Here is a 20,574-nt window from a genome sequence, read left to right on the forward strand (position 1 = left end):
TGAAAGGGTTTACACTTTTTTACTAATTTAGATATTATTAAATAATAGTGTGAATACTAAAGAATGATGGGGGAATGAATTTACGATGAAAGCATTTCTTGACCAAGATTTTTTATTAACAAATCCTACTTCTAAAAATCTTTATCATAAAATAATGAAAGAGCTACCAATATTTGATTATCACTGTCATTTAGATCCTAAGCAGATCTTTGAAAATGTATGCTTTGAAAATATTACCCAAATTTGGCTTGCAGGTGATCACTATAAATGGCGTGCAATGCGCATCCATGGCGTACGTGAAGATTTAATTACAGGCAATAGCAGTGATTGGGAGAAATTTGAGGCATGGGCTGAGACAGTTCCACATCTATTTGGTAATCCTTTATACCACTGGACACATATGGAACTAAAAACATTCTTTGGAATTGATAAACGGTTATCTCCAGCTACAGCTCGTGAAATTTGGGATGAGTGTAATGAAAAATTACAAACAGAAGATTTCAAACCGCGCCGTTTTATCGAAAAATCGAATGTGACACTAGTCGGAACAACAGATGATCCAACAGATACACTCCAATATCATAAATTATTAAAAGACGACGAGACATTTTCTGTACAAGTAGTTCCAACATTCCGTCCTGATGGGGCTCTTTTTATCGAGAAAGCAACTTTTCAAGAGTGGTTAACAAAACTAGAGAATGCTGCAAATGTAAAAGTTTCTTCATTTACAACATTAGTCGAAGCACTTCAACAACGTGTAGATTTCTTCACTGAAAACGGCTGTTGTGCATCAGACCATGATATTCCAAAAATGGTCTATAACGAAATCTCAAAAGAGGACGTTGAAAAAATCTTCTCAAAACGATTAAACAATGAAGATTTAACAACAAATGAAATCATCGGCTATCGCTCGGCTCTCCTGGTTGAACTAGGAAAAATGTATGCAGAAAAGCAATGGGTTATGCAATTGCATATGGGTGCGATCAGAAATAATAACACAAGAATTCAAAGATTAGTAGGTGCCGATGCAGGTGTTGATTCAATCGGTGACAATCTACTTGCTGAAGGATTATCTAAATTCTTAGACGCGTTAGATCAAACAAACTCATTACCAAGAACAGTTTTATATAATTTAAACCCTCGCGATAACTATGTTTTAGGAACTATGATTGGGAATTTCTTTGAAGAAGGAATTCCAGGGAAAGTACAATTCGGTTCAGGCTGGTGGTTTAACGATCAATACAACGGCATGTTGAATCAAATGACAGACTTAGCAAACCTTGGTGTTCTAAGCCACTTTATCGGAATGACAACTGACTCACGCAGCCTGCTTTCTTATGTTCGCCATGAATATTTCCGCAGAATCGTATGTCAAATCATCGGCGAATGGGTCGAAGAAGGAAAAGCACCAAACGACGAAGCTATACTTGAGCAAATGATTAAAAACATTGGATATAATAATGCACAAACGTATTTTTTAGAAAGATAACAAGAAAAGCGGAAGCGCCTTGTACAGTCCCGACAGGCTTAAGACGATCATGAATAGAAGGCGTTCTTTGCCTTCAATTCATGAGTGGCTTAAGACCCCGAGGGGCTAGGCGCTGCAGCTAGACAAGAAAAACGGAAGGTGCCTGCTAATCGGCGAATAACATAAGGCAAGACGAATTGACTTATGTCTCGAGCCGATGGCACCTGCAGTTAGCCAAAGAAAAGCGGAAGCGCCTAGTACAGCCTCGACAGGATTAAGACGATCATGAATAGAAGGTGTTCTTTGCCTTCAATTCATGAGTGGCTTAAGACCCCGAGGGGCTAGGCGCTGTACATGAACATTAAAACCAAAACTGATAAAGAACGATATACATTCTTTACTATTTTCAAAGGAGTGAATTTTGCTGATGGGTATTCTTCAAGATTTGATTAAAGACATTCCACTACCTAAGATGGCTAAGGTTAAACAAAATTTTGATAATACAAAGATTGAAAATCTAGAGCAAGTCTTAAAAGAAAAATTGCACCAAGATGCCATTAAACAAAAGGTTAAGCCAGGTATGGAAATTGCAATCGCAGTTGGAAGCCGCGGTTTAGATAAACTTCCAGAACTGACGAAAATCACAGTTGATTTTATTAAGGAATTAGGAGCAACTCCATTTATCGTACCAAGTATGGGAAGCCATGGCGGTGCAACAGCTGAAGGACAAAAAGAGGTTTTACACCATCTTGGTGTTACAGAAGAAAGTGTTGGAGCAGAAATTCGCTCATCGATGGAAGTTGTCAAGCTCGATGAATTACCGAACGGATTACCTGTTTATATCGACAAATTTGCTTCTGAAGCTGATGGAATTGTTGTCCTTAATCGTATTAAGCCTCATACAGCTTTTCGCGGACCTGTAGAGAGCGGAATTATGAAGATGATCGCGATTGGTTTAGGTAAGCAAAGAGGTGCTGAAGTAACCCATCAATTAGGATTTAAATATATGGCTGAAAATGTCCCGGCAATGGCGAAAGTCATGATGGAAAAATCGCCGATTTTGTTTGGAGTAGCGACATTGGAAAATGCTTTTGATAAAATCGCTCGTGTTGAGGTACTTCCTGTTGAGGAAATTGAAGAAAAAGAACCAGATCTACAAGATCAAGCAAAACAATTACTGCCTAAACTTTTCTTCGAGCAACTAGATGTTCTTGTCATTGATCAAATTGGTAAAAATATCAGCGGTGATGGAATGGATCCAAATATCACAGGACGCTATCCGACACCATATGCAACTGGTGGTCCGGACGTTAATAAAATGGTTGTCCTTGATTTAACTCCACAGACGGAAGGTAATGCAAATGGAGTAGGAACAGCAGATTTTACGACACAGCGCCTTGTTGACAAAATGGACCGTGAAGTTACGTATGCGAATGGGTTAACATCAACCGTTGTAGCACCAACTAAAATCGCAACAACGTTACCAAATGACCATGATGCGATAAAAGCTGCCATTAAAACATGTAATATTTTAGACTTTACAAAAGTAAAAATGGTTCGCATTAAAAATACGTTAGAAATAAGTGAAATCGAAGTATCTGAAGCATTACTTGATCATGTAAAACAACATCCAAGTTTAGAACAAATTTCAGAATTAGCTCTACCTAGTTTTGATGAAAATGGAAATTTAGCATAAAGCTTTATATTTAGCCAATTACTGAAGATTATTTTTATATGAAATTTGCTAACTAATTTGAGGGGGATTAACATCATGAATTTATTTGATTTAACAGGAAAAACTGTCGTTGCATTTGGTGGGAATAGTACATTAGGAGCTGCAATCTGTAAAGGGTTAGCAGGACACGGTGCAAAAATTGCGATTATTGGACGCAATCTTGAAAAAGCTGAAAAAGTTGTCCAAGAAATTGAAGCTGAAGGGGGTACTGCAAAAGCATTCAAGGCAGACGTTAGTACTCGTGAAGATGTTGTAAAAGTAGCAGAAGATATTGAAAAATGGTCAGGATCTTTTGAAGTGTTATTAAATTTACCAGGAAAAAACAGCACAACACCATTTTTAGAGCTTGAAATGGATGAATATGACGATATCATGGATGTAAACTTAAAAGGAACGGTAGTTGTTAACCAAATCTTTGCAAAGAAAATGATTGATAAAGGAACAAAAGGAAGCATTATTAATATTTCATCTGTTTCATCAACAACTCCATTATCTAGAGTATTCACTTACTCTGTCTCAAAAGCAGGTGTAAACAGCGTAACACAATATTTAGCAAGAGAATTAGCTCCATACGGAATACGTGTAAATGCGATTATTCCAGGATTCTTCCCTGCAGAACAAAATCGTAAAATTTTAGACGATGCTCGTATTGAGTCAATTATGAACCACACGCCAATGAAACGTTTTGGTGAGGCTGAAGAATTACAAGGTGCAGCAGTATGGCTTGCTTCAGATAAGGCATCAAGCTTTGTAACAGGAGCTCTTATTCGTGTAGACGGCGGATTTGGAAGCATGACAATCTAACGATGACTGAGCAGGTGACTGACTAGGTGACTTACCTTAAAGGAGAATTTGGGCAACTTGATGAAACAACCAAGTTAGGGTACAGAACCTATAGAGACATAGGTCAATCACCATTTGGAAAGGAGAGGGCAAATGATAAACGAAAAATATCAGAAGTTAGTGTCAATTCTCCGAGAAATGAACTCAGTAGTTGTAGCTTTTTCTGGTGGTGTAGACAGTACATTCTTATTAAAGGCTGCTGTTGATACATTAGGTGCAGATCGGGTGTTAGCCGTTACAGCTGATTCTGAAACCTATCCTTCAAGTGAATTGCTTGAAGCAAAAGAATTAGCAAAGAAAATCGGGGCAAAACACCGTGTCATCGAGACCTCTGAATTAGCGATTCCAGGTTATACAGAAAATGATAAAAATCGATGCTATTTTTGTAAAAGCAGTTTATTTGAACATTTAATCCCTGTTATGGAAAATGTTGGATTTCACAATGTGGTTTACGGGGTTATCGCTGATGATATGAATGAATTTCGCCCGGGAATGAAAGCTGCTAAGGAGAGGGGAATCCGAGGTCCACTACAAGAAGCTAATTTATTTAAAGATGAAATAAGAGAACTTTCCCGTGAATTTGATTTACCAACATGGAATAAACCTTCCTTTGCTTGTTTATCTTCTCGAATTGCTTATGGTGAACAAATTACTATTGAAAAGCTAACGAAAGTTGAAAAAGCAGAAGCATATTTAAAGTCGCTTCATATTCGCCAAGTTCGCGTTCGAACACATCAAGAAATTGCAAGAATCGAAGTGGAACCAAATGATATGAAAATCATATTGGAAAATCATGATGCCATATCAAAAGAACTTGCGAACTATGGGTACAAATATGTAACATTAGATTTAATAGGGTATAAGAGCGGCAGTATGAATAAGTTTCTTTCGTAGGATAAAAAAAGGCTTGGGGGTACCTCCAAGGCTTTTTCTACGTAAAATAATACTTCAATATAACCCCCTATTCTTCAATTAGTTGTAAAGGATGATTATCATGACGAGAGAATTTATTATTGGCCTTGATCTTGGGACAACGAGTGTTAAGGCAGTTGTTTTTAATGTGAACGGTAAAGTGATAACAGAGACAGAGAAAATGATAACGTCACATTACCCACAACAAGGATGGGTAGAACAAAATCCTGTTGAGATTGAACAATATGCTGTACAAGCAATTAGAGACGCTATAGATGAAGCAAAAATTGAAAAACATAAACTTTTAACAATCGGGATTTCTGCAGCCATGCATTCACTCATCTGTGTGGATGAGAACGGTGAGCCTTTATCACAAGCATTAATTTGGTCTGATGGTAGAAGCAGCGAACAAGCAGAGAAACTAAAAGAAACAAATGGATTTGAACTTTATGCAAGAACGGGATTGCCAAATCACCCGATGTCACCATTATCTAAATTGTTATGGATGAAAGAAGTAGAATATGAACCATATCTTAAAGCAAATTATTTCTTATCTATCAAAGAATATATCCTTCAAAAATGGTTTGGCCTATGTGTCATTGATTATTCAATGGCAGCAGCAACTGGATTATTTAATGCAAACACATTTCAATGGGATGATGAAATACTAGAGCTTGCAGGAGTTACAAAAGAACAGCTATCGAAAATTGTTCCACCAACTGAGGTGTTAACTGGAATTAATAAAGATGTTGCCAAAAACATGGGGATCTCAAATGATATGCCGATTGTGATCGGTGCAGCTGATGGACAATTAGCGAATTTAGGTATTGGTGCGATTCTTCCAGGGGAAGTTGCCATTACGGCTGGAACAAGCGGAGCGATTCGCCAATTTACAAAAGGTTTTCGAATTAGTGACAAACAAGAAACTTTCAGTTATGCTTTTACCGAAGATTATTCTATAATTGGAGGACCGACTAATAATGGCGGTATTGCTTTACAATGGCTGAAAGAACTTTTAAACTACCAAGGCAGTTTCTATGAATTTACGGCAGAAGCAGAGCAGGTCGCACCTGGTGCCGATGGTTTAATTTTTCTGCCATATATAAATGGTGAGCGAGCACCACTATGGAATCAACATGCAAAAGGAAATTTCTTTGGTATGTCCATTACACATAAAAAAGAACACTTTGTTCGTGCTGTCTTAGAAGGAATCACATTTAATCTCTATCAAATTGGACAAGCGTTGGAAGAGTTAGCCGGTGAGCCAGAGAAGATTTTTGTAAATGGCGGATTATCAAGATCTTCATTATGGTTACAAATGCTTGCCGATGTTTTTGGAAAAGAAGTGTACGTATCAGAAAGTCATCATAGTGCTGCATGGGCAGCTGCCTGGACTGGTTTAGTCGCGCTTGGTAAAGCAGACTCTTTTGCAGATATTAAAAAGAATGTGCTAATGGGTGAGGCGGTCAAACCAAATATGGAAAATCATAAAATTTATTCAAAGATCTTTAATAAGTATGAAATGCTAGCGAATGACATTTCAAAGTATTTCTAAGATCCTTGTAAAAAAATAGAAACATCGTTCAAATGTTTTTCTTTTCGAACGTGATCGATTAAGGTGAGTGAAAACAATGATGGAAGAGATTTTGGAGCAAGTACAAAGGGGCTCATTAAGTGTAGCTGAAGCGAAAGAAAAATTAGCTACCTACGAAAATTTAGGGTTTGCAAAAGTTGATCATCATCGAAAAAACCGTCAAGGGTTCCCTGAAGTGATTTATGGAGAAGGGAAAACAGATGTTCAAATTCTCTCCATAATTAAAGCAATCAGATCAAAAGGGAATGATGTACTAGTTACAAGAATTTCAAAGGATAAAGCGGATTATATTCTGCAAGAATATCCTGAATTTATTTATAATGAGACGGCACAAATTCTATTTTGGAAGGAACAGAAAAATAGTAAAGATTCTTTCCAAGGATACATTGCGATTGTTTGTGCAGGAACATCCGATTTACGAGTAGCAGAAGAAGCGGCTGTTACTGCACAAGCATTAGGCAGTGAAGTGCGACGCTTCTATGATGTTGGTGTCGCAGGTATTCATCGACTTCTAGATAATATTGAAGAAATTCAACAGGCAACCGTCTCAGTAGTAGTCGCGGGAATGGAAGGGGCTCTACCAAGTGTAGTTGGCGGTCTCGTTTCCCATCCAATCATTGCGGTTCCGACAAGTGTAGGATATGGCGCAAATTTCAATGGATTGTCTGCTTTACTGACAATGTTAAATTCGTGTGCATCAGGCATTAGTGTTGTCAACATCGACAATGGCTTTGGTGCAGCATACAATGCTGTATTAATTGATAACTTAGCAAAAAAAGGAGCCGAAAAGGGATGAAAACACTTTATATTGATTGTTTTTCAGGGATCAGCGGCGACATGTTCATTGGAGCCCTAATCGATGCAGGTGCAGATCCTACTCTTTTAGAAAAAGAATTAAAAAAATTAAAGTTTGAAGATGAATATGAATTATCATGGAAAAAAATTGTGAAGAATGGGATCACAAGTACAAAGTTCGATGTTTTGTTAGCACATGATCACCAACATGAACACGATCATCATCATGAACACGATCATCATCATGAACACGATCACCATCATGAGCATGACCACGATCATCATCATGAACACGATCACCATCATGAGCACGAACACCATCATGAGCATGATCATCATCATAAGCAAGATCACCATCATAAGCAAGATCACCATCATGAGCACGAACACCATCATGAGCATGACCACCATCATGGGCACGATCATCACCATGGACATCACCATCATCACCGATCATACAGTGATATTGTCAAAATGATTGAATCATCAGAATTAGCAGCTGATGTGAAAGAGACTTCTTTGAGAATCTTTCGAAAAATTGGTGAAGCGGAAGGGCATATTCATGGTCTGCCATTAGAAAAAGTTCATTTTCATGAAGTAGGTGCAGTAGATTCGATTATTGATATTGTCGGAGCTGCGATTTTAATTCATCAATTAGACATAAAGCATGTTAAATCGTCAGCAATTCCTGTAGGTACAGGTAGAATACATATCGACCATGGAATTTATCCAGTACCAGCACCAGCAACACTTGAAGTTTTAAAAGGTGTTCCGATTGAACAAAGCGATGTAAGATTTGAACTGACAACACCAACAGGAGCAGCGATTGCAGCTGTTTTAGCAGAAGAATTTTGCACCATTCCATCAATGGAAGTCAAATCGATCGGATATGGAGCTGGAACGAAAACATTTAAAGATCGTCCGAATGTTCTTCGTGTCATCATTGGTGAATAGGTGTTAGGATGAGATTTTGAGGCAATTCGCTGATATTTTGGGAATATCGCTGATAAAAATCGAATCTCGCTGATATATTGAGAATATCGCTGATAAAAATCGAATTTCACTGATATATTGAAAATTCCGCTGATAAAATTAATTTAGTCAATCTAACCAAATATTTACCAGAATCTTAAATTTAAATCTGAATAAAACTGATTAAATTGAATGAGAGGAGTATGCAAGTGGTTTCTCATCCTCATAAAGATGAACATATTGATGATGAAATGGTCAAGCTTGAGGTGAATCTTGATGATGTATCAGGAGAATGGCTCGGTTATGTCATGGATTTACTTTTTGAAGCTGGGGCGAATGATGTATTTTATAGCCCGATTTATATGAAAAAAAATCGACCAGGTGTTTTACTTCAACTCCTTTCATCTCGTGATAAAATGCCAAAAATGAAAGAAATCTTGTTTAAAGAAACGACAACATTAGGTGTCCGCTATTATCCCTTATCTGTCCATCGACTGGAGAGGAAATTTAAACGTATTGAAACAGAGTGGGGTCCTCTTACTGTTAAGGAGGGATATTATGAAGGGCAACTCGTACAAAGAGCGCCGGAGTATGAAGAATGTAAAGAAATTGCCAAGCTTCATCAAATTCCTTTGAAAAGAGTATATGAGCAGGTATGGAAAAAAGTAGATCAGGACGAACAGAAATACTGATAAAAGGTTTTGACTTTTATCAGTGTTTTTTTGTTGGCTTTTTAGAAGGTTACCGTTTTAAAGGTATGGCGGCAAGATATCCATTGTTCTTTTAATCAACAAGCTTATGAAGGCCTGAAAGTCTTAGATGGACATCATAAACTCCGTCATCGAGACAATAAATTAATTTGCAACAACTCTTTAGTATCCATCTCAATCTATCAATATCCACTGCAATCTTTCATCTTAAAATACACGTCTTCTATATAAACCCATCTCATCGTCCTACCTCTTTCAAAACCGGCAAGAAAAACATATAAAACTAGTAACACGTGATCGTTATTGACGTGTATACACGTATACATGTATACTCGAGAAAGTGATAATAGTAAAATAGTTGGTGGTGAAAGATAATGTCTCTTTTTGCTTCTGGTTCAACTTCCCAGAACTTAGGTGAACAAGCCTATAAAACTCTACGTGAATCAATTATTACCTTGCAATTTGAACCAGGACAAACGATTTATGAAAGTGAAATTGCCTCAGCATTTAATATCAGTCGAACTCCGATCCGTGATGCATTTCAACTTTTAATCGCTGAAGGATTGATAGATGTTCTTCCTCAACGCACGAAAAAAATTGCTTATATTTCAGAAGCGAAAGTGAAAGAAAGCGGCTTTATCCGGCTAAGCTTGGAAAGTAGTGCCTTTCGTCTTGTTGCAAGGAATTGGGATGATACAGAGAAATATATGATTGCCGAAAAAGAAATAAAACGTATTCTACAAGCTCAAAGTGATGCAGCAGAACAACAGGATTACTATCAGTTTTTGCAATTGGATGAATCCTTCCATCGTAGCATCCTTCAATTAACAGGTAATGAGACATTACTTGGTGTTGTTTACCATATGAGAGGGTATCTGAATCGTTTTCGGTATTTAGCAATGAAAGAATTGGTTATGACTAAAAACCTGGTTGATGAGCATTGTGAACTATTTAAGGGCTTAAAGCGTCAAGATGAGAAGGAAGTGATCCAGTTACTGGAGCATCACTTGTGTAAATTTGAATCTGAAATTCCACGGCTTCGCAAAACGTATAAAGATTATTTTACAGAGTAGGGAGAGAACGTAAGCTCCCTTCTAAACAAACTTGTTTAAACTTTTCATCCGTTTATTGTATAGGGAATATGCTTGATTAATAATAAAGAGAATAATAGAAAATATATGGTTTTTAACGTTTTGATTTCATTTATCTAGCAGAAGTCAAATGATTGAATGAAGCACGCATGATCGTGCTACGTTTTCTGGAAAATGTGTTACTAGAATGGGATAAAGGTGGATTTAATGTGCAAGATTCAACTTTAAAAAGATTTGGTGTTTCAATGGAAAATCATTTATTGCAAAAGTTTGATGATTTAGTTAAACAGAGAGGGTATGAAAATCGTTCTGAAGCAGTACGTGATCTTGTTCGTGATGCGCTTATTCAGCAATCATGGGAAGGTAATGAACAAATTGTTGCGGGAACAATCCTATTATTCTATAACCATCATCAACGAAATTTGCTTGAAGAAATGACAGCGATTCAACATAGTGTGCATGATTTAATCCTGGCAACAACACATTTTCATATCGATCATCATAGCTGTCTTGAGATTATCGTTGTGAAAGGGAAAGGAAAAGACATTCAACAGCTTAGCAATAAATTAACAAGTCTAAAAGGTGTGGAATATGGGAAATTTACTGTTTCACCTGTTGAAAAAATATAATTGTTTAATAAAACTTCATTAAGAGATACATAAAATAAGGAGTGTTTCCATGAAAAAGAAGGTTTTGGGTCTTATCGCAATTATGACAATTGCTTTTTCGTTTGTGTTAGCAGGCTGTACACAATCAAAGCCGGAACAATCTAGTGAAAAAGATGCAAATAGTGAAGAGAAGAAAAAGGATGAACTCGTCCTGTCTATAGAAGGAGAGCCTGAAACAGGTTTTGACCCGACAACAGGTTGGGGACGTTATGGTTCACCATTATTTCAAAGTACATTATTAAAAAGAGATCATGATCTTAATATTGTAAATGATCTTGCCACAGGATATGAAGTGAGTGAGGATGGCAAGGTTTGGACTGTTAAGTTACGAGATGATGTGAAATTTTCTGATGGTAATCCATTAACAGCTGAAGATGTAAAATTTACATTTGAAACAGCTTTGAATAATGGATCAGTTGTTGACCTTTCGATCGTAGAGAAAATTGAAGCGGTTGATGAGTACACGGTAACATTTACGCTAAAAGAAGCACAATCAACATTTATTAACTCATTAGTTGTCACCGGCATTGTCCCTAAACATGCTTATGGAAAAGATTATGCAGAAAATCCGATCGGCTCAGGTCCATATCAGCTTGTACAGTGGGATAAAGGGCAGCAACTTATTGTAAAGGCTAATCCGGAATATTATGATAAGAAGCCATATTTTCAAAAGGTAACATTCTTATTTTTAACAGAAGATGCTACTTTTGCTGCTGCACAAGCAGGTGAAGTTGATGTTGCAGCAATCCCTGCTTCATTTAGTAAACAAGAAGTACCTGGGATGAGGCTTGTGGCAGTAAAATCAGTCGATAATCGCGGTATTGTTTTTCCATATGTAAAATCAGGTGAAGAAACAGAAGATGGTTACCCAATCGGCCATGATGTAACGGCTGATCCGGCGATTCGCCATGCAATAAATATTGCTGTGGATCGTCAAGCATTAATTGACGGAGTGTTAGAAGGATACGGGTCAAAAGCCTATACTTCAGTTGATCACTTACCTTGGTGGAATCCAGAGACTGTTTTTGAGGATGGTGATGTTGAGGGGGCACAAACACTATTAGAAGATGCAGGCTGGAAGGATACTGATGGTGACGGAATTTTAGAAAAAGGTTCTTTGAAAGCTGAATTTAGTTTATATTATCCAGCAGATGATGCGATCAGACAATCCCTTGCTATAGCTGTTGCAGATATGATGAAGCCACTTGGTATCAATATAACAGTAGAGGGCGCAAGCTGGGATAAGATCGAACAGAAAATGTATTCAAATGCTGTACTAATGGGATGGGGAAGCCATGACCCGCATGAAATGTATAACATATACAGCAGCAAATTTGCCGGGATAGATTATTATAATATTGGTTTCTATAAAAATGATAAGGTAGATGCATATTTTGAAAAAGCGCTAACTTCTACTGATTCAGAAGAAGCGAATGAGTATTGGAAAAAAGCGCAGTGGGATGGAACGACTGGTTTAAGTGTAAAAGGTGATACTCCATGGGCATGGTTAGTGAACATTGACCACTTGTACTTAGTAAAAGATGGTCTCGATATCGGGAAACAGCGAATTCAGCCACACGGCCATGGTTGGCCTGTAACAAACAATCTTGAAGAATGGAAATGGACTGAGTAAGGTGGATAAAAATAGGTTGAGAGAGCTAGTGAATTTTCTTTTGCTGAAAATAGTAAGAATGGCAACTTTATTAGTTGCCATTTGTTTCATTTCATTTCTTTTACTAAAGAACTCTCCGATTGATCCGATACAAGCTTATATTGGTGCTGATATGTTGAACGTCGGACCTGAGCAGCGTGAGAAAATTGCTGAGTATTGGGGATTAAATCAGCCAATTATGGTGCAGTTTATTAATTGGTGTACTGCCTTGCTCTCAGGAGATATGGGAACATCCATGATTTATCGCCAGCCTGTTGCTGAAATCATCGGTGTACGATTTATGCATTCGATTGTTTTAATGTTGACTGCGTGGATTTTATCTGGCGTCATTGGATTTACTTTAGGCGTTGTCTCAGCAATGAAAAAGGATACGTGGATTGACCGAATCATTAAATGGTATTGTTATACGCTCGCATCAACTCCAACATTCTGGATGGGACTTTTAGTTTTGATCGTATTTGCTGTTTGGCTAGGATGGTTTCCAATCGGATTGGGTGTACCAGCTGGTGTTCTAGCTGAAGAAGTCACGATAGGAGATCAAATCAAACATCTCATTTTACCAGCTGTTACGTTAAGTATTGTCGGGGTTGGAAATGTGGCTCTTCATACTAGACAGAAGCTAATTGATGTTATGGCTAGTGACTATGTTCTGTTTGCAAGAGCGAGGGGAGAACGAGGAGTTGTCTTATTTTGGAGACATGGGTTGCGGAATATTGCCATACCAGCCATCACCTTGCAATTTACAGCTTTTAGTGAATTGTTTGGAGGGGCGGTTCTTGCTGAGCAAATCTTTTCCTATCCAGGACTTGGACAGGCAACCGTTGAAGCTGGTCTGCGAGGCGATGTGCCATTATTACTAGGCTTAGTTCTTTTTAGTACAATGTTTGTTTTTGTAGGAAATTTAATCGCAGATTTGCTATATCGTCTGTTAGATCCGAGGATGAGGGAGGTGGGATCATCATGATTCAACCCCTTAAATTTTCTAATAAACGGCAAAGGTCATTAATCATTGCTGTTCTTGCTGTCATTTTTCTAATCAGTGTTGTGGCAATAGGTATTTTTCTTGATGAAGAAAGTATTTCTACAAATCTCAAACAGCGAAATTCTTCCCCATCACTTCATCATCCCTTTGGTACTGATTGGTTAGGGAGAGATATGTTCTCACGTACATTCATGGGACTTTCATTAAGTATAGGTGTTGGTTTAATTGGAGCTTTTGGGAGTACATTCATTGCCATGCTTTTAGGAATGATTGCAGCAACGATGGGCAAAATGGCCGACAGGATTGTATCATGGTTGATTGATCTTTTCCTAAGTGTGCCGCATCTTGTCACCCTTATTCTTATCTCATTTGCATTAGGAGGAGGATTTAAGGGGATTGTCATTGGAATTGCACTGACACATTGGCCAAGTCTTGCACGTGTTATTCGTGCAGAGGTTATGCAAATACGTACTGCAGAGTATGTACAACTATCTAAAAAAATGGGGAGATCCAATTGGTGGATAGCAACTAAACATATTTTCCCACATATTGTTCCACAAATAGTAGTAGGATTTTTGTTGCTGTTTCCACATGCGATTTTACATGAAGCAGCGATCACATTTTTAGGTCTTGGCTTATCACCACATGAACCAGCAATTGGCATCATTCTTTCAGAATCGATGAAATATTTGTCATCAGGAATGTGGTGGCTTGCCTTTTTCCCAGGACTTTGTTTGCTATTGATTGTACGTGCATTTGATGTGATCGGTGAAAAGCTAAGAAGTTTAACAGATCCAAACAGGGCTCATGAATAAGAAATGAGTCGACAATATTGCACAAGGAAGTGTGAGTGCATGATAGAAAAAGATCTTATGCAAATCTAGGCTATCAGGCGTTTACGCTTTTCATATATAAAGGAGATATTATGCCTATCCTTGAAGTAGAAAATTTATCTGTATCTTTCAAACAATATAAAAGAGGTCTCATTCAAGAAACTAGTAACGTCATTTCTAGTTTGAATGTATCAATTGAAAAAGGTGAGATTCTTGCAGTAGTGGGTGCAAGTGGATCTGGTAAGAGTTTGCTTGCACATGCCATTTTAGGAATTTTGCCAGAAAATGCCAGGATGGGTGGCGTAATAAAATATGCCGGTGAAAAGCTCACTCCTTTGCGCCAAAGTGAGTTAAGAGGAACAGAAATTGCGTTAATTCCACAATCCGTTAATTTTCTAGATCCGCTTATGCGTGTCGGAGCACAGGTCCGTACATCCGCAAAGAAGGGGGATAAAGCGGCCGCACAAAAAGAAGTGTTCGAACGCTATCATTTAAAATCGAATGTTGAACACATGTATCCTTTTCAATTATCTGGCGGTATGGCGCGAAGAACACTCCTTTCAACAGCAATGGTAAGTGGTGCTTCAGTTATTATTGCTGATGAACCGACACCTGGACTTGATCCAGTTGTTATAGCTGAAGCCCTGCAAAGCTTTCGAGAATTTGCCGATAAAGGGTGTGCCGTCATGCTTATTACACATGATATCGAATCAGCCCTAACGATTGCCGATAAAATTGCCGTTTTCTATGCAGGTACGACAGTTGAAATTGCACCTGTTGAAAATTTCCAAGGAAATGGTGAAGCATTACGCCATCCATATACGAAGGCATTGTGGAGAGCTCTTCCGCAAAATGATTTTATCCCAATACAAGGTACAAGTCCTCATCCAAGTCACTTGCCTCAAGGTTGTTTATTCGCACCACGCTGTGAAATGTCTTCAGCAGATTGCAGAAACACACGACCTGATATGAGAACACTACGCAATGGGATGGTGAGATGTATTCATGCAACTTAAAGCACATGATTTAGCGTTTCGTTATGGTAAACAACCATGGATATTTAAAAATATAAATGTAACATTAGAACAAGGAGAGATCGTCGGCTTAATTGGTCCAAGCGGCTGTGGGAAAACCACTTTTTGTCGGGTATTAGCTGGTTTATTGACTCCAAAAATGGGAATAGTTACGTTAAATGGAGCACCCATCTCTAATAAAGGCTACCACCCAGTCCAATTAGTTTTTCAGCATCCTGAGAAAGCCGTCAATCCACGATGGAAAATGGAAAAAACATTAAACGAAGGATGGCAGCCTGATGCTAAGATTTTAGATGCGTTAGGGATACAACGTGAATGGTTATCAAGATGGCCCAATGAATTGTCCGGCGGGGAGCTGCAAAGATTTTGTGTAGCTCGGGCACTTGGTCCGCAAACTCGATTTTTAATCGCAGATGAAATGACAACAATGCTAGACGCCATCACACAAGCTCAAATTTGGCATGCAGTCCTTGAAATTGCAAAAGAACGGGAAATGGGAATTCTAGTCGTAAGCCATGAAGCTAAGTTAATGCAGAGACTCTGCGATAAAGTCATCCATTTTGATCAGAACCAATGAGATGATGATTGTACTTTTTTCAGCTCCTATTGAATAGGTTGTACTAATGTAACTTTAGTGCTTAAAAATGGGGGTAAAAGTATGAAGGTTGTTGATCGCTTAAAGGAATTTATTGTTAATCAGGATGTGATTCCAAAATCAATTAAAATCCATCCTGATGCATTATCTGAACTGGAATCTGAAAAATTCGTCTATATCATCAATAAAAGTGATGAAAATCCAATAAAACGCTTTATGGGAATTGAGCTAATCCCAGAAACAAATGTAGAGCATTTTGAAACCGTTGAAATAGACAATAAAAATGAGCGGTGGATCGTGAAAAAAGAAGTTAGAAAAATAAGAGAGAAATATATCCATCAAACAGGGGAAATATCAAAAGATATTAGTCTCCTCTTTGCCTATCTCGGCTATTTAGAACGAGAGCTTGAGGATAAAACAAACTACTTACATTATTTAAAAGAAAAAGCAAGATTAGAGTCTCAAGAAAAAATGGATGAAAGTTAAATAATAGGTAAGAAAAGGGGAATTGGGCAGTCATTCTGATCTGCCTTTTTTCTTTTGTTTAAACTGTGGTTCATTTTAGTTCAAATATAGAATATGAGATTGTAATAGATATATATCAGCGAAAATAAAGGATATATCAGCTAAATTCTGAATATATCAGCGAAACTCTACCTTTCCCGGAAAAATACACACAGTATTAGACTTCTTTTCCCTCTTAAATAAATGTTATTTTTGAGGTATAATATATCTTAGTTCATGAATGGAAGCTTTCTAGGATTGTGCGGAAAGTTTTTTCATATTAGTAGTATAGATTTAATGTGGAAAGAGAGTGTTAATATGGGCCGTAAGTGGAACAATATTAAAGAGAAAAAAGCGTCTAAAGATGCAAATACTAGTCGTATCTATGCAAAATTCGGACGTGAAATTTATGTAGCAGCAAAGCAAGGAGAACCAGATCCAGAATCAAATCAAGCGCTAAAATTTGTTCTCGAGCGTGCAAAAACATACAGTGTACCTAAACATATTATTGATCGCGCAATTGAAAAAGCAAAAGGCGGCTCTGAAGAAAACTATGATGAGCTTCGTTATGAAGGATTCGGGCCAAATGGATCAATGGTCATTGTTGATGCATTAACAAATAATGTAAATCGAACAGCATCTGAAGTTCGTGCTGCATTCGGTAAAAACGGCGGAAATATGGGAGTAAGTGGCTCTGTTTCTTATATGTTTGATGCAACAGCTGTTATCGGTATCGAAGGCAAGACAGAAGATGAAGTACTTGAACTCTTAATGGAAGCAGATGTTGAAGTACGTGACATCATCGGTGAAGATGATTCGGTTATCGTGTATGCTGAACCTGACCAATTCCATGCTGTACAAGAGGCATTTAAAAATGCAGGGATCACAGAATTTACCGTTGCAGAATTAACGATGCTTGCACAAAGTGAAGTAACACTTCCTGAAGATGCACAAGCACAATTCGAAAAAATGATTGATGCGATCGAAGACTTAGAAGATGTTCAGCAAGTGTATCACAATGTGGACCTTGGTGAATGATATAATAAATCCAAAAAGACCTTATGTTTTATAACAAAAGGTCTTTTTGTTTATACTTCTAAAATCAGGATATTGAGTAACAGGAGTTTTTTAAACTGGAACCTCTTTTTTTTAGTTTTCTTCTTTAACAATTATTTATAAAATCATCAATCCTACGAGTAGTTGATTGGATGTAACAGTGTTGTAACTAAATAATAAGGTATGAAGGTGAACTAATACTTAATGAATAACAGGCGGATTGTGAAAGGAAGAGTAAAAGTTAAAGAAGGAGTTGTAGAAGTAGAATAAATTTCACATAAAAACAGGTAACTCCTATCTTGATAAGCGCGATTCAAGCAGGTAATAAGGCAGTAATAATGGTGCTAGAATACGAGATTAAAGGTTGCTTATGCAGATCTTTTTTTTGGATTAAAATATTGTTGGGGGTTCCAATCCTATATAAATAATCCCGTACTATTTTTAAAATTCTATTAATCAGGTGCTTTTGTAAAAAGAAAAGAACCTTGTATTAAGGATAAAAGGGCATTAAATTTCATATCATTTTACAAAAAGAAACAATCAAAAAGATAAATACAAACTAAGTTTCATATGATAGAAGTTATTCAATAATGATCGCTTTCGTTCCATAATGTTCTTTTTACGCCTTACTACTTAATTTGTTGTAGAGCATTTTTGTGCTTGAAAAAAAAGGGAGTGAAGGAGTATGATCAGGCGTGACTTTTTATCATGGCTTGGAGTCTATGGTAAATGACTCAACTATCAACATTCATGTTAAACAAAATGTATTCAAAAAATCATATAATAAACTTTTTAGCTTCCGGGAATAAATCTTGGTAGAATTCTACATAATTTTCTTCATGTTCTGCTGGAAGGAAAAAGACGATGTTATTGTTATCCAGTAAGGTTTTCACTGCACTTTTTACAATGTCGAATAATAGGTTAGGATCGATATCAGGATGGATGTTTAACCTGGATATTCCAATGACACCATTTTTAGCGTGATGATACGCCCCATCTTCCCACAATCGTAACCCCATATTACCATGTGGTCCGTCATACCAATAATTCACATGTATTGGTTTTTTTCTTTTTATTAGTCCATGAGAATAAGCAATACTTGTAAATTCACTTAAAAATTCGTCACGTTGGTACCTGCTATATTTAGGTACAACGATTGCGAGATATGGTGTAGATTCTATTAGTTGATTTCCTATATAAAGCGGCTTAACGGATTTCCTAAGTAAAAACTTAATCATACATATCTTCCCATCATAAATAGATTCTATTACGCGATTGTCGAATGATTTTGCAGGCTTATACATAAAAAATGCAAATTGTACGAAAATTGCTGAAATACCATGACTCATTGTACCAAATATTTTCTTGAAAAGTAATGTCTTTTATTAGAAAGCATCGAACATTTTAGGGTGTGGTATTCAAATGGTAGTGGGACTGGATTAGCAAAATTAAAGCCTGAATAGGATGAGGTGACCCTAAATAACCAGGAGATCAACTTCATCTTTTTCATTTTTAAAACATGATGGACCTACAGAAAATAAAAAAGTGATCAATAAGAATAATCATTTGCGCGGTGTTAAAAAGTACTCATTACTAGTATCTCATCGTCTTAGTGGGTATTACTATTTTATATAGATTGTAATCCTATTGTATTAGGGGAGAAAAAATGGCGGAAATTATTGGAGTTAGTACTTGGATAGTTGCGGCTTTACGTTGGGGAGACTGGAGAAATTGGAACAAGTATCATGCAACGATCCTTTATTTCATTCTTGGTGACGTTCTTTATTATTATGTCTCATATCAACATCGACTTTGGACGCTTGAGCCAACATGGCCGTTAAAAAACGAACTTATTTGTTTAGTGGGAGAGTTTATTGTTTTTGCTTGCACTGTTTTAATCTATATAGGTAAGTATCCACGTGACCATTTTATCTCGTTTTGGTGGACGGCATTGTGGGTTATTATTTACACAATAAATGAATGGATATTATTAAAAACAGGTACTTTTACATATCACCATGGGTGGACTTTGTTTGACTCATTTTTGTTTAACATTCTAATGTTTATTCTTATTCGGTTGCACTTTAAAATGCCAGTAATAACGTTGATTCTATCAGTAACAATTTCAATTATTCTCATATTTCTAAATTCTATTCCTATTAAATAATTCTGTGCTAAAAAAATGAGATCAGTGTTTATTTCGAGAAATTTTAATATAAGGAGAGGACTTGAGGAGAAATTTAGGTGTTTATTTTTTTCATTTCAAATTAGCCACTTATAGTATTCATTCAGTTCCTCATTTTGCTCAAAAATCCTTATTCTATACATGTAAAAAAGAGCCACATTGGGATAACCAATGTGTAGCTCGTCATAGGTTGAAGCAAATAAACTCTTAGAATATGTTCGCTGCTGTCATTGCCTTCTTAATGCCTTCTTCAATAATTTCTTCAGCACGATCAGGATATTGATGATGTCCCTCGATAATTACTTTTGTAAGATCGGTAACACCCCAAAAGTTTAAAATCGTTTGCACATAGTTAACAGACATCTCGACGCTTTGTGCAGGTCCCTCAGAATACACGCCGCCTCTTGCGTTTAATATTGCAACTTTTTTATCGAGTAATAATCCAACAGGGCCTTCTGCTGTATAACGGAATGTTTTACCTGCTTGACCTAGATAATCTAAATAAGTATGCAGAACAGCAGGGATCGTGAAGTTCCAAAGCGGGAATCCAAAAACAATTTTATCTGCGGCAAGGAATTGGTCCAAGTATTTGTTAATTAAATCTGTTGCCTTTTTCTCATCAGCCGTTAATTCTAAGCCTCTGCCTAATTTAAACATTCCATTCATCATGTCTGGATTTAAATAAGGTAAATTCTCATTGTATAAATCAAGCTCTGTAATAGTATCGTCTGGATGAGATTCTTTATAGCTCTCAAGGAAAGCTTGATAAAGCTGAACACTTACTGCTTGTTCAATTGGTCGTGAATTTGCCTTAATAAATAAAACATTTGTCATATATAATTCCCCCATTATGTAGTTAAAAAGTTGCTATAGCAACTTTTTAGTAGAGTTGCATGCAAACCTTGATCATAATACCATACATATA

At 37.0% G+C, this 20,574-nt stretch carries 20 protein-coding genes; 18 read left to right on the top strand and 2 right to left on the bottom strand.

All coding sequences use genetic code 11. The features are described 5' to 3' along the window. Positions 1–85: 85 nt before the first annotated feature. The 17 genes from uxaC to GMB29_RS07430 all read left to right on the top strand — a co-directional run bounded on the left by uxaC (position 86) and on the right by GMB29_RS07430 (position 17,446). A complete protein-coding gene (gene uxaC / locus GMB29_RS07350) occupies positions 86–1,489 on the top strand; it encodes a glucuronate isomerase (RefSeq protein ID WP_136357605.1) in 1,404 nt (467 codons plus the stop codon). A gap of 406 nt (positions 1,490–1,895) precedes the next feature. Continuing rightward, positions 1,896–3,164 carry a nickel pincer cofactor-dependent isomerase, group 22 gene (locus GMB29_RS07355; RefSeq protein ID WP_136357607.1) on the top strand — a complete coding sequence of 423 codons (1,269 nt, stop codon included), beginning with the start codon at positions 1,896–1,898 and terminating at the stop codon, positions 3,162–3,164. A 72-nt stretch (positions 3,165–3,236) separates the two neighbouring features. Further along, on the top strand, positions 3,237–4,007 hold the full coding sequence (locus GMB29_RS07360; protein ID WP_136357715.1) for an SDR family oxidoreductase: 771 nt from the start codon (positions 3,237–3,239) through the stop codon (positions 4,005–4,007). Positions 4,008–4,139: 132 nt separating this feature from the next. Next, positions 4,140–4,940, top strand: coding sequence for an ATP-dependent sacrificial sulfur transferase LarE (gene larE, locus GMB29_RS07365; protein ID WP_136357609.1), 801 nt, complete (start codon positions 4,140–4,142; stop codon positions 4,938–4,940). Between the two features lie 100 nt (positions 4,941–5,040). Next, positions 5,041–6,513, top strand: a complete 1,473-nt coding sequence (locus tag GMB29_RS07370; RefSeq protein WP_136357611.1) for a gluconokinase — start codon at positions 5,041–5,043, stop codon at positions 6,511–6,513. Between the two features lie 76 nt (positions 6,514–6,589). After that, positions 6,590–7,348, top strand: coding sequence for a nickel pincer cofactor biosynthesis protein LarB (gene larB, locus GMB29_RS07375; protein WP_136357613.1), 759 nt, complete (start codon positions 6,590–6,592; stop codon positions 7,346–7,348). Continuing rightward, a complete protein-coding gene (locus tag GMB29_RS07380; RefSeq protein ID WP_136357615.1) occupies positions 7,345–8,301 on the top strand; it encodes a nickel pincer cofactor biosynthesis protein LarC in 957 nt (318 codons plus the stop codon). Before larB ends, GMB29_RS07380 begins: the two co-directional genes overlap by 4 nt. Positions 8,302–8,528: 227 nt before the next feature. Further along, entirely contained in the window at positions 8,529–9,011 is a 483-nt protein-coding gene (larC, locus tag GMB29_RS07385; protein WP_227551573.1) for a nickel pincer cofactor biosynthesis protein LarC2, read from the top strand. A gap of 392 nt (positions 9,012–9,403) precedes the next feature. Then, positions 9,404–10,102 carry a GntR family transcriptional regulator gene (locus tag GMB29_RS07390; RefSeq protein WP_136357620.1) on the top strand — a complete coding sequence of 233 codons (699 nt, stop codon included), beginning with the start codon at positions 9,404–9,406 and terminating at the stop codon, positions 10,100–10,102. Positions 10,103–10,329: 227 nt separating this feature from the next. Continuing rightward, positions 10,330–10,749: a nickel-responsive transcriptional regulator NikR gene (nikR, locus tag GMB29_RS07395; RefSeq protein ID WP_136357717.1), complete on the top strand. Its 420-nt coding sequence runs from the start codon at positions 10,330–10,332 to the stop codon at positions 10,747–10,749. Positions 10,750–10,798: 49 nt separating this feature from the next. After that, positions 10,799–12,421: an ABC transporter substrate-binding protein gene (locus GMB29_RS07400; RefSeq protein WP_136357622.1), complete on the top strand. Its 1,623-nt coding sequence runs from the start codon at positions 10,799–10,801 to the stop codon at positions 12,419–12,421. A gap of 16 nt (positions 12,422–12,437) precedes the next feature. Continuing rightward, on the top strand, positions 12,438–13,424 hold the full coding sequence (locus tag GMB29_RS07405; protein WP_227551574.1) for an ABC transporter permease: 987 nt from the start codon (positions 12,438–12,440) through the stop codon (positions 13,422–13,424). After that, positions 13,421–14,257 (top strand): ABC transporter permease, encoded by an 837-nt coding sequence (locus GMB29_RS07410; protein WP_136357626.1) that lies wholly within the window; start codon positions 13,421–13,423, stop codon positions 14,255–14,257. Before GMB29_RS07405 ends, GMB29_RS07410 begins: the two co-directional genes overlap by 4 nt. Positions 14,258–14,367: 110 nt before the next feature. Further along, the gene (locus GMB29_RS07415) at positions 14,368–15,291 is read left to right on the top strand and encodes an ABC transporter ATP-binding protein (RefSeq protein ID WP_136357719.1); all 924 of its coding nucleotides are present in this window, start codon (positions 14,368–14,370) and stop codon (positions 15,289–15,291) included. Continuing rightward, positions 15,281–15,886 carry an ABC transporter ATP-binding protein gene (locus tag GMB29_RS07420; protein WP_136357628.1) on the top strand — a complete coding sequence of 202 codons (606 nt, stop codon included), beginning with the start codon at positions 15,281–15,283 and terminating at the stop codon, positions 15,884–15,886. The genes GMB29_RS07415 and GMB29_RS07420 overlap by 11 nt, the downstream gene beginning before the upstream one ends. An 81-nt stretch (positions 15,887–15,967) precedes the next feature. Next, entirely contained in the window at positions 15,968–16,390 is a 423-nt protein-coding gene (locus GMB29_RS07425; RefSeq protein WP_136357630.1) for a hypothetical protein, read from the top strand. A 336-nt stretch (positions 16,391–16,726) separates the two neighbouring features. Continuing rightward, complete coding sequence (locus tag GMB29_RS07430) at positions 16,727–17,446, top strand: YebC/PmpR family DNA-binding transcriptional regulator (protein ID WP_136357632.1); 720 nt, start codon at positions 16,727–16,729, stop codon at positions 17,444–17,446. A gap of 794 nt (positions 17,447–18,240) precedes the next feature. Here the strand turns inward: GMB29_RS07430 and GMB29_RS07435 are convergent. Further along, positions 18,241–18,702 (bottom strand): hypothetical protein, encoded by a 462-nt coding sequence (locus GMB29_RS07435; RefSeq protein ID WP_155443849.1) that lies wholly within the window; start codon positions 18,700–18,702, stop codon positions 18,241–18,243. A 428-nt stretch (positions 18,703–19,130) separates the two neighbouring features. On the opposite strand from GMB29_RS07435, the gene GMB29_RS07440 reads away from it, so the two are divergent. Beyond that, positions 19,131–19,631 (top strand): CBO0543 family protein, encoded by a 501-nt coding sequence (locus GMB29_RS07440; protein ID WP_136357637.1) that lies wholly within the window; start codon positions 19,131–19,133, stop codon positions 19,629–19,631. Positions 19,632–19,856: 225 nt separating this feature from the next. Here the strand turns inward: GMB29_RS07440 and GMB29_RS07445 are convergent, their stop codons facing one another. Then, the gene (locus GMB29_RS07445; protein ID WP_136357639.1) at positions 19,857–20,483 is read right to left on the bottom strand and encodes an FMN-dependent NADH-azoreductase; all 627 of its coding nucleotides are present in this window, start codon (positions 20,481–20,483) and stop codon (positions 19,857–19,859) included. Positions 20,484–20,574 lie beyond the last annotated feature (91 nt).

The sequence above is a fragment of the Metabacillus sediminilitoris genome (genome assembly GCF_009720625.1).
Classification (GTDB): domain Bacteria; phylum Bacillota; class Bacilli; order Bacillales; family Bacillaceae; genus Metabacillus; species Metabacillus sediminilitoris.

Bases quoted from the DNA above. Each gene is read 5' to 3' on its own strand.
- uxaC (WP_136357605.1), top strand. From the start codon at position 86: ATGAAAGCATTTCTTGACCAAGATTTTTTATTAACAAATCCTACTTCT.
- GMB29_RS07355 (WP_136357607.1), top strand. From the start codon at position 1,896: ATGGGTATTCTTCAAGATTTGATTAAAGACATTCCACTACCTAAGATG.
- larE (WP_136357609.1), top strand. From the start codon at position 4,140: ATGATAAACGAAAAATATCAGAAGTTAGTGTCAATTCTCCGAGAAATG.
- GMB29_RS07370 (WP_136357611.1), top strand. From the start codon at position 5,041: ATGACGAGAGAATTTATTATTGGCCTTGATCTTGGGACAACGAGTGTT.
- larB (WP_136357613.1), top strand. From the start codon at position 6,590: ATGATGGAAGAGATTTTGGAGCAAGTACAAAGGGGCTCATTAAGTGTA.
- GMB29_RS07380 (WP_136357615.1), top strand. From the start codon at position 7,345: ATGAAAACACTTTATATTGATTGTTTTTCAGGGATCAGCGGCGACATG.
- GMB29_RS07390 (WP_136357620.1), top strand. From the start codon at position 9,404: ATGTCTCTTTTTGCTTCTGGTTCAACTTCCCAGAACTTAGGTGAACAA.
- GMB29_RS07400 (WP_136357622.1), top strand. From the start codon at position 10,799: ATGAAAAAGAAGGTTTTGGGTCTTATCGCAATTATGACAATTGCTTTT.
- GMB29_RS07410 (WP_136357626.1), top strand. From the start codon at position 13,421: ATGATTCAACCCCTTAAATTTTCTAATAAACGGCAAAGGTCATTAATC.
- GMB29_RS07415 (WP_136357719.1), top strand. From the start codon at position 14,368: ATGCCTATCCTTGAAGTAGAAAATTTATCTGTATCTTTCAAACAATAT.
- GMB29_RS07420 (WP_136357628.1), top strand. From the start codon at position 15,281: ATGCAACTTAAAGCACATGATTTAGCGTTTCGTTATGGTAAACAACCA.
- GMB29_RS07425 (WP_136357630.1), top strand. From the start codon at position 15,968: ATGAAGGTTGTTGATCGCTTAAAGGAATTTATTGTTAATCAGGATGTG.
- GMB29_RS07430 (WP_136357632.1), top strand. From the start codon at position 16,727: ATGGGCCGTAAGTGGAACAATATTAAAGAGAAAAAAGCGTCTAAAGAT.
- GMB29_RS07435 (WP_155443849.1), bottom strand. From the start codon at position 18,702: ATGATTAAGTTTTTACTTAGGAAATCCGTTAAGCCGCTTTATATAGGA.
- GMB29_RS07440 (WP_136357637.1), top strand. From the start codon at position 19,131: ATGGCGGAAATTATTGGAGTTAGTACTTGGATAGTTGCGGCTTTACGT.
- GMB29_RS07445 (WP_136357639.1), bottom strand. From the start codon at position 20,483: ATGACAAATGTTTTATTTATTAAGGCAAATTCACGACCAATTGAACAA.